The 14,736-nt window shown below is 40.8% G+C and carries 10 protein-coding genes and 1 other RNA gene; all 11 read left to right on the top strand.

The window, feature by feature from the left end; genetic code table 11:
• The first annotated feature begins 165 nt into the window (after positions 1-165).
• The 11 genes from CDO33_RS17415 to CDO33_RS17365 all read left to right on the top strand — a co-directional run bounded on the left by CDO33_RS17415 (position 166) and on the right by CDO33_RS17365 (position 14,549).
• On the top strand, positions 166-648 hold the full coding sequence (locus tag CDO33_RS17415; RefSeq protein ID WP_103082658.1) for a ribonuclease FAU-1 family protein: 483 nt from the start codon (positions 166-168) through the stop codon (positions 646-648).
• A 22-nt stretch (positions 649-670) separates the two neighbouring features.
• Positions 671-1,510, top strand: a complete 840-nt coding sequence (locus CDO33_RS17410; protein WP_479690735.1) for a PHP domain-containing protein — start codon at positions 671-673, stop codon at positions 1,508-1,510.
• Between the two features lie 498 nt (positions 1,511-2,008).
• A complete protein-coding gene (locus CDO33_RS17405; RefSeq protein WP_103089282.1) occupies positions 2,009-3,439 on the top strand; it encodes an ISLre2 family transposase in 1,431 nt (476 codons plus the stop codon).
• Between the two features lie 383 nt (positions 3,440-3,822).
• Positions 3,823-4,290, top strand: coding sequence for an SsrA-binding protein SmpB (gene smpB, locus CDO33_RS17400; RefSeq protein ID WP_103082381.1), 468 nt, complete (start codon positions 3,823-3,825; stop codon positions 4,288-4,290).
• Between the two features lie 162 nt (positions 4,291-4,452).
• Positions 4,453-4,860: a transfer-messenger RNA gene (gene ssrA, locus CDO33_RS17395) on the top strand.
• A gap of 496 nt (positions 4,861-5,356) precedes the next feature.
• On the top strand, positions 5,357-5,875 hold the full coding sequence (locus CDO33_RS17390; RefSeq protein ID WP_103082382.1) for a GNAT family N-acetyltransferase: 519 nt from the start codon (positions 5,357-5,359) through the stop codon (positions 5,873-5,875).
• Between the two features lie 436 nt (positions 5,876-6,311).
• Entirely contained in the window at positions 6,312-7,829 is a 1,518-nt protein-coding gene (locus CDO33_RS17385) for a type I restriction-modification system subunit M (RefSeq protein ID WP_103082383.1), read from the top strand.
• A 269-nt stretch (positions 7,830-8,098) separates the two neighbouring features.
• Positions 8,099-9,364 carry a restriction endonuclease subunit S gene (locus tag CDO33_RS17380; RefSeq protein ID WP_103082384.1) on the top strand — a complete coding sequence of 422 codons (1,266 nt, stop codon included), beginning with the start codon at positions 8,099-8,101 and terminating at the stop codon, positions 9,362-9,364.
• A gap of 14 nt (positions 9,365-9,378) precedes the next feature.
• A complete protein-coding gene (locus tag CDO33_RS17375; RefSeq protein WP_103082385.1) occupies positions 9,379-12,534 on the top strand; it encodes a type I restriction endonuclease subunit R in 3,156 nt (1,051 codons plus the stop codon).
• 11 nt (positions 12,535-12,545) lie between these two features.
• Positions 12,546-13,262, top strand: coding sequence for a M48 family metallopeptidase (locus CDO33_RS17370; protein WP_103082386.1), 717 nt, complete (start codon positions 12,546-12,548; stop codon positions 13,260-13,262).
• A gap of 480 nt (positions 13,263-13,742) precedes the next feature.
• Complete coding sequence (locus CDO33_RS17365; protein WP_103082387.1) at positions 13,743-14,549, top strand: hypothetical protein; 807 nt, start codon at positions 13,743-13,745, stop codon at positions 14,547-14,549.
• The last annotated feature ends 187 nt before the right edge of the window (positions 14,550-14,736 follow it).

The following is a 14,736-nucleotide window of genomic DNA, read 5'->3' as shown; positions in this document are numbered from 1 at the left end:
AAAAATTGCAGGCCGTGATGGTCTGTGAAATTAACTGGATTTTACTCCATATATACAGAGGAATTTTTGGCAGAGCATGCATAGGTTGGGTGGAGAGGATTCGATTTTGGAACATTAATTATTGGAAAAGGAATCACAATATTTCATTAGAGAAGGATGGATGGCATGAGAAAACCTACTATATACAGAAAGAGATTTATACCGTTTGAAACAGTTGACATATCCGGAGATGAGCTTCTCCTTCGGACCGATGATGTTCTGATCACCCGTTGGAAAGCTATAAAGCCCAGAAATGACATATCGGGGGGAATATCCTACACATTTCTTAAAGAAGGCTACAAGATCGGAAGGTTTTATGATAATGACGGAAAGTTCATATATTGGTACTGTGACATTATTGATGTGGAATACAATGAAAAACTGGATGTTTTAACTCTCATAGATCTTCTGGTGGATATCAAGCTGATGCCGGACGGAACCCTGTTAGTTCTGGATGCCGATGAACTGGCAGAGGCGCTGGAAAAGGAGCTTATTACAAAGGAGCAGGCAGTAAGCGCTTTAAGGAAGCTGGATCATGTATTAAAGACAATATATGAAGGGAATTTTCCGCCTAAGATCTGTAGGAAGGAAGAATATTGGGTATTATAGATAAAAATCGTATGAGGAGGAAATGATGAGTAAAATTATAGATCTGCACACACATACAACCGCTTCGGATGGCAGCATGAGCCCGGGAGAGCTGGTGAGATACGCAAAAAGCCGCGGGCTGGCGGCAGTGGCTGTTACCGACCATGATACCGTGGACGGCCTGGAGGAGGCTTTGTCTGAAGGAGAAAAGGCAGGGATTGAAGTAATTCCGGGGGTGGAAATAAGCGTAGATTTTGAGCCTGAGATGCATATGTTGGGCTATTTTCTCTGTAAAACCTTTGCAAAAATTGCAGGAGTCCTTAATGAACTGAGGAAAAACAGAGAGGAAAGAAATCCCAGGATTGTGAAAAAGCTTAATGAGATGGGCTTTAACCTGACAATGGATGAAGTAAAAAAGGAAGCCAAAGGAAAGGTTGTAGGACGGCCTCATATTGCCAGGGTCATGGTGGAGAAAGGTTATGTAAACAGCATAGAAGAAGCTTTTGAGAAATATCTGGCCGACGGACGTCCGGCTTATTTTAAAAAAGGCAAGCTCACTCCGGAGCAGGGCATACAGGAAATTCTGAAAGCTGAAGGAATCCCTGTTCTGGCGCATCCAAAATATCTCTACATGGATATGGCCAGCCTGGATGTTCTGTTAAAGGATTTAAAAGCAAAAGGATTAAAAGGCATTGAAGCTTATTATGTTGATAATACTCCCGAAGAGACGGAAGAATTCCTGCGGTTGGCTGATAAACATGGCTTGATTGTTACCGGGGGAAGCGATTTTCATGGGAGTTATAAAAGCAGGATTGAAATTGGCGTCGGATATGGCAATCTTAAAGTGCCTTATGAGCTTTTGGATAATCTTCGGTGCATCTGACAAAAAAAACCTATCCTTTTAGGATAGGAGAGGAGGGGGGTAAACCAGTTTTGCGCCTTTTTCATTGCATCCATGTGTCGGTAAAGGCTCAAAACTCGTAGGCAATTACAAATGTACCTACCCTATATATTATACTATATTAACACTCTATTTCAAGCAATAGATAATTAGGTTAATTGAAAAATAGTAATATATTACCACGAAAATAGGACTAAATTACTGCTCATCGCATGTAAAGCCAGGAAATATCCGGTTTGCTGAAAGAATGTCGGCTGCTTTCCTTGAAATCTATCCGTCTTTATTGCCGGCCACATTTTTTTCGCATCAGACAGAGTGTATCGAAAGGCAATGGGCGGAAACGTGGATTTTTCAGTCGCTCGAGTAAAATTACTGTAGGGAATCAATTGGAATAAATATCCAAAAAATTGAAAAGAAGATGACATCCTGTTAAGATATAAGTCGCCAAATCAAAATACTCAACGAAAGGATGCATCTTCTATGTACAATAGTATACAACATTTTATTGGTTTTGGTGTAAAAAAGATTGAAGAAAAGGTAAAAAAATTTGTTGAAAAGCCTACGGACCTAGCTGACCTTGTTTTGGGATTGCATGAAGAACTTCTTGAATTAGGTAGAAACATTGTTACAGAAGTTCTTGAAGATATGGATGATTATCTGCGGGAATCGGCTTCTCGCAAGCAGAACTGGGAAATTGTAAGAAAGGATAGAACAGGACTTTTAACAAGCTTTGGACCCATCAGTTATGAACGAACATATTTTAAGCCTAAGAAAGGCGGAAAAAGGCAATATCTTGTGGATAGAATAGTTGGTATCAATCCTCATGACCGAGTAAGTGCTGATGTTGTCATAAATGCTGTGGAAGAGGCTGCGGAGAGCAGTTATAGAAAAGGTGGAGAAAAAGCTGCATACATGGATGAGGTAAGCAAACAGGCTGTAATGAATAAAGTACATGAACTTGAAGTTGTTCAGCCATCGGTGGAAAAGAGAAAGGATGAGACACCAAAGATTCTGTATATTGAGGCTGATGAAGACCATGTAGCGCAGCAAGGGAAAAAGAGACATAAGACAGAAGATGAATGGGGAGCAAGTAGCACACTAATGCCTAAGCTTGTATACGTTCATGAGGGAATTGACCATGAAAAAAGCACGAAGAAGAGAAAAGTATTGAAGAATCCCCGTTATTTTGGAGGAATCAGAGATAGTGAAGAACTGTGGCTAGAGGTTTCCCAATACATAGATGATACTTATGATGTGGATAAGATTGAAACTGTATATATATCTGGAGATGGAGCAGCTTGGATAAAACAGGGATTAAACTGGATTGGTAAAAGCAAGTTTGTATTGGATAAGTATCATTTGAGCAAATACGTAAAAGTAGCAACGGCACACTTGGAAGACGAAGATATCGAACAGGAATTAGATGATGCCTTGAAAGAAGCTGATAAGGCGGGGCTTAAGAAGGCATTTGCTAAAATTCTTGAAAAGACAGAATCGGAGACAAAGAGGAAAGCGGTTAACGATGCAAAAAGATATATATTGAATAACTGGGCAGGAATAGAGATAAAGGTAGATAACTATGAAATTGTAGGATGCAGTGCTGAAGGGCATGTAAGCCATATTCTATCCGATAGGTTAAGCAGCAGGCCAATGGGTTGGTCAAAAAATGGTGCGGACAAGATGGCCCAACTCAGAATTTTCAAGAAAAACGGAGGAAAAGTATACGACTTGGTAATGGCTCAAAAGAAGAAAGAACAACGGGAGCAGGCACAGCAGCTACAAGATGAATTAATTCGTGAATTGAGAACAAATAGGAATAGATATGATGGTGTTTGGGACAGTAATCTAACAATAATCAGTAAAGGCCATAAAACACTGCTTTATAGAGCGCTAAGAGCCTTTGTAGGGTAACAATGAACGAAGGGAACGGCGAAGCGAACCCTTTACAATAAGAGGGACCCATATGGTATAATGGGCTAAAGTGGCAGCCAAAAGCTCCAGAGACATTCCCCTGTTACAAGGGGTGCCGCCCTGGCTGACAAACCATATGGGAGATGCTTGTTGTCAAGGGCGTGACCGGAGTGGACTTATTTTAGGAAGTCGTCTTATCTTCAATTCCCTACAGTAAATTGACTCAATCTTTTCAGTCTTTTCCTCTTGACATAACCGGCAAAGTGATATAATATTATTATACAGTAAAGCACATATACAAATGTTCAAACCCTTTGCAATTTTCCGAAGGGTTATTTTTATCTGCTTTAAAAGAACTGGTATGATGAACGGCGGGAATTGGAATGGTTAAGGATGAAATCAAGATAGTAGCTCAAAATAAAAAAGCAAGGCATGACTATTTTATAGAGCAGACACTGGAAGCAGGCATTGTACTGTCGGGGACGGAGGTAAAATCCATCCGGCAGGGCAAGGTAAACTTAAGGGACAGTTATGCCTACATCGATAAAAACGGTGAAGTGATTTTGAGCGGCATGCATATCAGTCCTTATGAGCAGGGGAATATATTTAATAAGGATCCTTTGAGGGACAGAAAGCTTCTGCTCCACAGGTATGAAATAAACAGGCTGATAGGCTACACGCAGCAGAAGGGATTGACCCTGGTTCCTGTTCAGCTTTACTTCAAAAAAGGCAGGGTGAAACTGGAGCTGGGTGTCGCACGAGGCAAAAAGCTGTATGACAAGCGAGAAGATATAGCTGAAAGGGATGCCAAGCGGGAAATAGACCGCAGGATGAAAGAAAGCATGAGATAACCTGTAGTGGGGCAATCAGCTTGGAAAGAACGAACTGATGAGAATTGCAAGCTCAGTTGGAAAGCAGTTATGAATGGCTTAAACATATGATGGATATTGACAACTGAATATTTTATCATGGTATCAGCCGTGCAACTTTAGTTGTGCGTTGATTTTATACATGGGGGCGTAATGGTTTCGACGGGATTGTTGAGACTTGAGTAGCGGGTAGAGGATTCTCGTTGGCCTCTTAAAAAACGAGAGATTAAAAATAAACGCTAAAAACGATTACGCATTAGCTGCTGCCTAATATAGGCAGCCCGTCAGTCCGGGGTTCCTGCACCTTGGGTAGCTGGCGTCATTAAGTCAGGCCTTTTGAGTCGGAAGGTTAAACTCTAGCACTGGTTCAGTGGTAGCCTTGAGCTGAACCGGAACTAAAAGGATACTGAACTGCAGAGTCTGCCGATAGACTTGGCAGGGATGGAAAGGGCACCGAGGCATTCCTCGGTTGCCGCAATTTATCGGATACACCCGTAGAAGCTCTTGTGGATACGGTTTCGGACAGGGGTTCGACTCCCCTCGCCTCCACCATATCTATTAACAGAGATTGATACAATAAGGGCCAGTCCATCAGGATTGGCCTTTATTGTATTTGATTGAATAAATCGTGTAAAATCAAGAACTTCCAAGGCCATGACATTAATTTTGAAGCCTTTTTGTGCTTTCTGATGTCTTGCCAATGCGCTACAGGAAACTGAGAGGTTGTCTGGTTGATAAAAATGCACCTCCACTAAATCGCACCAATAAGAATCATTAAAAGGTATAGCCTTAATTAAAATCTTTATTTTGTTGCTGCTTTGCGTGTATTCAGTTAATTTAGCAAGCTGTCTAATGTGTGTACCACATCTTCCAGATTAACAGCTCTTCCATTGCGTTACCGATAGGACCTAATAATGCTTTAGCCGCTTTTCCTAAAGGGCTTTAAGTCATTGGAATAATTTGCTATAATTCTGCTAAGCAACTTTTATGTTTATACGAAATAGATATGAAGCATTTAATAGTGACTGAGAAGTGAGGGAAAGTGATAATGAGTAGAAAAATATATACATCTAATGATATTTTGAGATTAGTCGAATACAAAAAGTGCGATGATAGAGTTTTATATGAAAACTGGCAAGATGCCGAAACCCAGAAAGGTTATAATTTCATTCTAGAAGAATCGTTCGAGGAGTTTTCTGCAAGTGAAACAAAGCAGCGTTTTTTCGCAATGATTCAGCTAATAGAAACTAATGAGATAATCGGTTCTGTAGGAATATCTCCACCGGAATCAGTGCCGGATCTTGCGATATGGATTTTTAAGCCTTTTCGCCAAAAGGGATATGGGACATCGGCATTTGCGCTTGCAACGAAGTATGCCATTGAAGTACTGAAAATCGATGAGCTTCATGCCGGTGCGTATGCTGACAATATTGGAAGTCAAAAAATGTTGCACAAATGCGGATATGTTCCGTTTCCCGAAGGAAATGTTCTTGAAAAGCATTACCTTACGGGAGAGGATATTATTCAATTGGATTTCATATACATGGGAAAGCGAAAAATAATATAATAAATATAGTGAGTGAACGCTGAATTCGGCAGACTGATCGACGATTGCAAAGCAGCTTGTTATAAAAGTTTACCACACATGGTTACGATAGCCATGTACCTTCCCGGAAGGTGTTGCACCCCCACCATAGGCCAAAGTTTTGGTGCATCATTAAATTGCATCAATATTGTACTCTTTAGGTAAATTTGTCTGAAAAGCCTGATTGTATTAGATTTTCAGCATTTCAAAAAAAAACTGCCCTGGATTTTTGATAAAATCAGGTGCAGTTTTTTTGTATTTGAAAAAGTAAAGGGATTAGCCCCTACATTGATTCCTTCAGTTTCTTAATTTCTATCAAGTTAACAACTTTAGCTGTTATCTTTAGAAGCTAGTTGAAATGTGCTAAAATAACAATTGACTATTATTGAATTTATACATATACAAGGGGTAAACAATAATGTCTAAATTAACATTGCAAGAATTGGAATCAAAGCTCTGGAAAGCGGCAGATATCCTTCGTGGAGAGTTAAACGCTGCCCAGTATAAGGACTATATATTTGATCTTTTATTTCTTAAACGCATGAACGATGAGTTCTTTGCGGAAAGAGAAAAAAAGAGACAGGAATTTCTGAAACAAGGTATGCCGGTTGATGAAGTGGAAGAGCTTCTTGAAGATCCACATATTTATGAATCGTTTTTTGTTCCTGAACGGGCTCGCTGGGCCAATCTTAAAAATCTCAATCTGAATATCGGGCCAGAACTGGATAAAGCGTTCAAGGCCATTGAAGACGAGCCAAAGAATGTTGAACTGATTGGTGTTCTGACTACTGCAAATTTTAACGACAAAGAACGTGTTAGTGATAAAAAGCTATCACAGTTGCTGTTACTCTTTGATACCATGCAGCTGGATGCTGATAATTTGGAAAGTTCCGACATGTTGGGAGATGCTTACCAATATCTCATTAAAGAGTTTGCAGATGAAGGCGGAGCCAAGGGCGGCGAATTCTATACGCCAGCCGAAGTGGTTCAGGTGCTTGTAAACATCTTGAAGCCCCAGGAAGGAGACCGCATTTACGACCCGACTGTTGGCAGCGGCGGTATGCTCATCAAGAGTATCGAATATGTTCGTGACCATGGCGGCAATCCTCGGAATCTGTCTTTGTTCGGACAGGAAATAAATTTATCAACCTGGGCGATTTGTAAGATGAATATGATATTCCATAATGCGAAAGGGGCTGATATCCGCAAGGGTGATACCATCCGCAATCCGATGCATCTGGAAGGCGGCGTACTGAAGACCTTTGACAAGGTATTGGCAAATCCTCCTTTCTCTCTGAAAAACTGGGGTTATGAAGAAGCCATGACAGATCCATACCATCGTTTTGTCTACGGTGTACCACCACATAGCTACGGAGATCTGGCATTTGTGTCTCACATGGTGGCCAGTTTGAATGCCAAAGGTAAGATGGGTACAGTAGTTCCCCATGGCGTATTATTTCGTGGAGGAGCCGAAAGAAAAATCCGTGAAGGTTTTATAAAGGATGATTTGATTGAAGCGGTCATCGGACTGCCTGGCAATATTTTCTATGGAACTGGCATTCCAGCGGCACTGCTGATTATGAACAAGAATAAACCGCAGGATCGAAAGGGTAAAATTCTTTTTGTGGATGCCAGCCAGGGTTTTGTAAAGAACGGGAACAAGAACAAGCTGCGGGATGAGGATATCAAAGCTATCACCAAAGCATTTGATGACTTTGAAGACAAGGAGAAATTCTCTGCTGTGGTGAGCTTGGATACCATCAAGGAGAATGATTATAACCTCAATATCAGCCGCTATGTGGATACATCCGAGGAGGAAGAGGAGATCGACATTGAGCAGGTTCTGCAGGACATCCGGGATTTAAAGGTGCAGATTGCAGATACGGAAGAAAAACTCAATGGATATCTTGAAGAACTAGGATTTGAGGGGATTTGATAGTATGCATAAAGATAAAGTGTGAAGAGAGCTTTGGAAAAGAAACTTTTGAGGAAGACTATCATGTTTGTAAGCGATAACTCTTTTAGTATAAATGTAGCCATTACAATTCCAGAAGGCGCTGATTGGGAAGATTTCGTGGACTAAATGCTCCAGTGACTTGAAGACAAGGGAACATGTTTTCGAAGGAACCAGTAAAGTTGAGGATAAGAATGAAGCTGCATGTCAAATTTTAAAGGAAACTACTGGCATAGAATGGATGAAAGATAATGGGTAGAGAAGGATATAAAATGACCGAGATTGGAGAGATACCGCAGGAATGGGAATTAAAATGTTTGGAAAGTTGTGTGGAGAAAATTGTTGGTGGAGGAACCCCATCAAGAGAAAACGCACAGTACTATGAAGGTGATATTCCGTGGGCTACAGTAAAAGATTTAGACTCTAAAATTTTTAAATCAGATACAATCGAACATATTACAGAAGATGCAATTAAGAATAGTGCTACAAACTTAATAAATTCTGGGAATGTCATAATCGCTACCAGAATGGGTTTAGGAAGAGGATTTATTAATACTGTTCCAATGGCAATAAATCAAGATTTAAAGGCGATTTTCCCTAAAGAAAATATAGATGCTAAATATTTATTATTTTGGTATCTTAACCAATCTAAAACCATTGAATCTATGGGGAAAGGATCAACTGTAAAAGGTATAAGACTTGAAGACTTAAAAGCATTGCAGGTACTAGTTCCCCCATTTGTGGAGCAACAAAAAATTGCCGACATCCTTTTAACAGCAGACAAACAAATCGAACAAACCGACACATTGATCGAAAAAACAAAAGAACTCAAAAAAGGATTGATGCAGAGGCTTCTGACAAAGGGAATTGGGCATACAGAGTTTAAGGATACGGAGATAGGGCGGATTCCTAAAGATTGGGAAGTAATAACTTTAGGCACAATAGGTAGCACATATAATGGATTGTCTGGTAAAGCCAAAGAAGATTTTGGTAAAGGTAAGCCATTCATAACATATAGGAATGTTTTTGAAAATTCAAAAATAGATATAAACGGATTTGAGTATGTAAGTATTAAAGAAGGAGAAAAGCAAAATAAAGTAGAATATGGAGATATTCTTTTTACAGCTTCGTCTGAAACACCAGAAGAAGTTGGCATGAGTTCAGTGATGCTTGATAGAGTTGAAGAATTATACCTTAACAGTTTTTGCTTTGGTTATAGACTATTTAATTTTAATGTGTTGATTCCTGAATTTGCACAATACTTATTTCGCGGAGCGAGAGTTAGAAAAATTATGAGTGTATTAGGCCAAGGATCAACAAGGTATAATATCTCAAAAAATGAAGTAATGAAGATTAAAATCCCCATTCCTACTATTGAAGAGCAAATAAAGATTGCGAAAATCTTATCGGCTGTTGATGAAAGGATAAATCAAACATGTGCAATAAAGCAGAAACTATCTGAAACAAAGAAAGAATTGATGCAGAAATTGCTCACTGGAGCAATACGAGTAAAATAAATAGAGGTGAAAAAATGTCATACCTCGGTAACGAAGAAACACTGGTAGAGTTGCCAGCCATACATTATATAAAAGAAAAACTGGGCTATGAATTCATCCCTGGAGATCAGCTAACCCCTGAACAGGGTGAGAGGGATTCCATGACGGAAGTAATTCTGGTAAAGCGTCTGGAGCGTTCCCTGAAACGCCTGAATCCCTGGATGGATGAAAGCAACGTTAATAAAGCGGTTCGTCTACTGACTCGCCCTGAAAATCTGGGGACTAATCTTCTGGAGATAAATGAGAAGATCTATGATGTACTTGTCAACCTGACATTTGCTTTGGAGCAGGACTTGGATGGGAGTGGTCAGAAGAAGTATCACACCGTTAAGTTTATTGACTGGGAGAATCCGAGCAACAATGAGTTTCTGGTGACGAGACAGTTTAAAATACAGGGTCCCAATGAAAAGGCCATTCCGGATATTGTGCTGTTCGTCAATGGGATTCCTGTGGTCGTCTTGGAGTGCAAGTCACCTTTTCTGGAGAAGAGTAAAAATGAAAACATGGGCAAGTATGAGGCATATGAGCAGCTTCGACGGTATATGGATGCCCGTGGTTCCGAAAAAGTCGAAGGTGTACCAAGGCTGTTTTATACCAACTTTTTTACTGGGATTCTGAATAAATACCATGCTTATGCTGGAACCATCAGCTCGAAGTATGGGCATTATTTGGAATGGAAAGACCCATACCCTTTTAAAAAGGAATCCATTGAGGACGTTGAAAATAACGGACAGAATCTGTTTCTGCAAGGGCTGCTGGAAAAGAATAATCTTTTAGATGTGATGCGGAACTTTATACTTTTTGAAGCTGACAGTGAATCTGGCACCAAGGTAAAAAAGCTCTGCCGTTATCAGCAGTATCGGGCGGTTAACAAGGCTTTGGATCGGTTGATTCATGGAAAAGATTCCATCAGTCGTGGTGGTGTGGTTTGGCACACGCAAGGCTCTGGCAAATCACTGACTATGGTTTTCCTTGCACGCAAAATCCGCCGGATTTCAGAACTGATGGATGCTACTATTGTTGTTGTCACCGACCGTATTGATTTGGATAAGCAGATTTACAATACCTTTGTTCGGACCCTTTCCAGCATCACAACCCCTGTCCGTGCTGAATCGGTCAGCGAGTTGAAGGATCTGCTGTCCAAGGCACAGCCTCAGATTATTATGACGACCATTCATAAATTCCAGTCCGAAAAGGAAGATACCATAATCCTAAATGATAAAAATCAAGGTAAGGCTCTGGTGTTTGAGAAGGAATTCCCTGTGCTGACTACCAAGTCCAATGTCATTGTATTGGCCGATGAAGCTCATCGAAGCCAGTATACGGGGATGGCGAAAAACATGAGGGATGCCCTGCCGAATGCTGCTTTTATCGGTTTTACCGGAACCCCGATTGACAGAGAAGATAAATCGACTCCCCGCACCTTTGGGAGTTATATCGATAAATATTCAATCCAGCAGGCTGTTGATGATGGAGCAACTGTGAGGATTGTTTATGAAGGCCGCCGTCCTGATTTACATATTAAGGCAGACACGTTGGAGGAATTGTTTGACCAAACCTTTGAGGACAAGTCGGATGAAGAAAAGGAAGCTATTAAGCAAAAGTATGCCAATAAAAGGACCATTGTTGAAGCTGACAGCAGAATAGAGGACATTGCCAAGGATTTGCTGCAGCATTACAAAGAGCAAATTTACCCTAACGGCTTCAAGGCCCAGGTGGTCTGCGTGTCCCGTGAAGCTTGTGTGAAGTATTACAATGCATTAAAAAAGCACGTGAAGGCTATAATAGGGGAGGACCTCGATGTAAAGATTATTTTCTCAGGCAATCTGAATGATCCGCCGCACTTAAAGCAACATTTTGCAACCAAGGAAGAGCAGGATGCCATCATTAAGAGGTTCATCAAACCTCTTGATAAAGACAAGCTGGCCTTCCTGATTGTCAAGGATATGCTGCTGACAGGCTTTGATGCCCCTGTCGAGCAGGTCATGTATTTAGATAGGCCTCTTAAAGAGCATGGCTTGCTCCAAGCTATTGCCCGAGTGAACCGAACTTGTGGTGAAAAGAAGAAATGTGGCTATGTTGTTGATTATTATGGCGTAACAGATTTTCTGGAGGAGGCTCTGGCTATTTTTGACCGTGAAGAACTGGGTCAGCCTATGGAGTCATTAGATTCTATATATAAGCAAATGTTGTCATACCGTGAAGCTGTAATGGCAATGTTTGTTGGCGTAGAGAAAAATAATCTGGATGATCTCGTCCGAAAAATTGAGCCCGAAGACAAGCGCGCCGAGTTTGAATTGGCCTATAAGCGTTTTGCGTCAACGATGGAACAGATTCTGCCTGCCCATGTACCGACAGAGTATGTCAATGACCTGCGGTGGCTGGGCTATATCCGGGCAGCAGCAAAAGCACGCTTTGAGCCTGATAAAGAACTTGATATTGCCGACTGCGGAGAAAAGGTCAGGAAACTGATTTCGGATCATTTGGAGTCTTTGGGAGTCCAACAGTGGATTGCTCCAGTGACGCTGTTTGATTCGGATTTTTCATCCAGGATGAAAACGCTTAAGTCAGATGAAGCTGTTGCTTCAGCTATGGAACATGCTATTAAGCATGTCATCCATGTCAAAATGGATGACAACCCGGTCTATTACACTAGCCTGCTGGAAAAGCTGCAACAGCTTCTGGAGGAGACCAAGAACAACTGGGTGGAACGAAAAAAGAAACTCGAAGATTTCATAAATGGGCATATAAAAACGGGTGAGCAACATGAAGCGAATGCTTTGGGACTGTCTGTTGAAGAATATGCTTTCTTTGAAACCATAAAAAAATATTTAAGTGAGCCGGAAGAATCCGTAGCTGCGGCAAATAGTATAAAAGAAGATTCCGCCGTATACATTAGCGAGGATATTATTGAGCTCTCAAAGAGGATCGCTAAAGATGTGGCCGAGATCATACGGCAGAATTATGTTGTGGATTGGACGACAAATCTGACAAAAACGGGGGATATTGAACGGGCCATTTATATGCTGCTGAACACCCGATACTTTAAGCAAATAAAGATGAATGTACGAAAACAGTTAGTGCAGCCACTGTTGATGCTGGCAAAGAAGCACTATGCTGTTTTGGATTGAGGTAGATATATATGCAAATGTCCTTTCAGTACGGTACAAAGACAATTATATTTGATGTTGCATATTCCCCCAGACGCAAGACGATGGAGATTAGTGTTGAGCCCCCTGATTTAGTGCATGTTGTGGCTCCTGAAGGTGCATCCGAAAGGGCTATCTTGGACAAGGTAAGAAGTAGAGCCAGCTGGATTGTCCAGCGGCTTTTTGCAATGCGGGATATGGCTTATATTCCAATTAAGAGAGAAATGGTTAATGGAGAGTCATTCATGTACCTGGGAAGAAACTACTCCCTCCAGGTTACTGTCGAGCCAGGAATTGAACGATCACGAGTTGGCTTAATCAATGGAAAATTTCAGGTTGTGGTGGCTACCGGGAATGAAGCTGAAATACATAATGCTCTTGAGCAATGGTATAAGCAAAAAGCCCTGGAGAAAATCATAGAAAGAGTCAATTATTATCAGAGTAAAGTTAATGTTAAGCCGGCTCAAGTAAGGGTCAAAGATCAGAAAAAACGTTGGGCAAGCTGCACGAGCAAGGGAGAGCTGCTATTCAATTGGAAAAGCATAATGGCTCCATCGCCTGTTTTGGATTATATTGTGGTTCACGAAATGGCCCACTTGCTGGAACATGGACATTCACAGAAGTTTTGGGACATTGTTGCTGCTGTGTTGCCTGATTACAGCGTCAGAAAAGAATGGCTTAAAAATAACGGTATCAAGATGGACTTATAGCTTGGAGTCATTAATTTAAGAACCCGAGCATTATATGAAGAGGAGAAATAGTAATACTACTGATTCTCTTCTTTTAACAATTAAATATTGATTCTGAATAAGACTTTTTTGAAATTGTGGTTTTAAATGTATATGGTTTGCTTCCACCAACATTAAAAGGTCTGTGACAAATGCACAGGCCTTTTATTATTAACATGGTTACATTCTTAACAGTTTTAACAGTAGAACTGTCCCGTGTTAAGCATTGTTATTTAACTATACGACAAAACGGAATAATTTTAACTCCACCCAAAATTGGTTGACGATGCCAGATAAAAAATGTAATATAAAGGAAATCGGGCAAAGGGAGCAGACGAATTAATAACGTTTTCCGGATGGCAAAAGATTTAATGCATAAGAACGCCAGCTCGTTGGATCTTGCACGATGACAATGTCTTTTAAAAAAGGAAGTATCTATGAAATATGAGGGAGGGAGAATTAATGCCATTATTTAGTATAACCGACCGAAAAAATGTTATGGATTATATAATATCCTTCACCGAACAGAACGAGCATATTGTAGCGCTTATCGCCGTTGGTTCGGGTTCATATGGCTACATCGACGAGTTATCCGATTTGGATATGGTAGTAGCAATTGACAGTGATGAAAATCTGGAAACTGTTATGGAATATGTTTCCTCGCAGCTTAATAAACGCCTGAACTTCATATACTTTAAGCAAATGCCTCAAAGAAGGCTCCAAGTATATCTAGCCGATAATTATCTCGAGATTGACATCGGTTATGGGGCCTACACCAATGCAGCTGCCACCCGAAAGAATTGGAAGGTGCTCTTTGATAAATCCGGAACAGTAGATGAAGCCATGCGTACTTCTTGGGAGAAAAATGAAAAGACTCCTAAAACCAATGAATTAGACAAAAAACTTGCAGAGTGTTCAGATGTAGTCTGGCATAATCTGATGCATTCTGCTGTTGCAATAAAGCGAAGGCAGTACTGGCGGGCTGTTGCCGAACTTGAGATTGCGCGCAATCTGTTCATTGAGCTGCTTGGCTTTCGGTATTCCCTTGAAACCAAACGGGGCAGAGATGTGGATAAACTCCCCGAAGCTGAGCTGGCCGTCCTCAAAAAAACTCTTGTTACAAGTTTTACACAAGATGCACTTTGGAGCAATCTTTTTGCGCTTACAGATGCGATTTATACTGAACTTGAACGCTATGGCGAGCGTATGAATATTACAGTAAACCGCCAGCAGGTAAATGAGTACATAAATGCATGCAGGGGGTTGTAAGATGCCACCCTGCCTAATAGGCATTTCGACATAAAGGCTTGGTGGCTCTTCACACCTTTGTGAAAAAGCAGCTAATCGAGCGTGTGTATGATGAACAAGGGGAAAGACGTGTGTATGATGAACAAGGGGAAAGATGAGAAACCATTTGGTTACGCTTCATTTCATATCAGATATTTCTATTTTATCC

The organism is Clostridium thermosuccinogenes (genome assembly GCF_002896855.1).
Lineage (GTDB): Bacteria > Bacillota > Clostridia > Acetivibrionales > DSM-5807 > Pseudoclostridium > Pseudoclostridium thermosuccinogenes.
Note: the sequence above shows the minus strand (reverse complement) of the source record. Positions and strands in the feature narration are given on the sequence as shown.

Bases quoted from the DNA above. Each gene is read 5' to 3' on its own strand.
- CDO33_RS17405 (WP_103089282.1), top strand. From the start codon at position 2,009: ATGTACAATAGTATACAACATTTTATTGGTTTTGGTGTAAAAAAGATT.
- CDO33_RS17365 (WP_103082387.1), top strand. From the start codon at position 13,743: ATGCCATTATTTAGTATAACCGACCGAAAAAATGTTATGGATTATATA.
- CDO33_RS17385 (WP_103082383.1), top strand. From the start codon at position 6,312: ATGTCTAAATTAACATTGCAAGAATTGGAATCAAAGCTCTGGAAAGCG.
- CDO33_RS17410 (WP_479690735.1), top strand. From the start codon at position 671: ATGATGAGTAAAATTATAGATCTGCACACACATACAACCGCTTCGGAT.
- CDO33_RS17390 (WP_103082382.1), top strand. From the start codon at position 5,357: ATGAGTAGAAAAATATATACATCTAATGATATTTTGAGATTAGTCGAA.
- CDO33_RS17380 (WP_103082384.1), top strand. From the start codon at position 8,099: ATGGGTAGAGAAGGATATAAAATGACCGAGATTGGAGAGATACCGCAG.
- CDO33_RS17375 (WP_103082385.1), top strand. From the start codon at position 9,379: ATGTCATACCTCGGTAACGAAGAAACACTGGTAGAGTTGCCAGCCATA.
- CDO33_RS17415 (WP_103082658.1), top strand. From the start codon at position 166: ATGAGAAAACCTACTATATACAGAAAGAGATTTATACCGTTTGAAACA.
- smpB (WP_103082381.1), top strand. From the start codon at position 3,823: ATGGTTAAGGATGAAATCAAGATAGTAGCTCAAAATAAAAAAGCAAGG.
- CDO33_RS17370 (WP_103082386.1), top strand. From the start codon at position 12,546: ATGCAAATGTCCTTTCAGTACGGTACAAAGACAATTATATTTGATGTT.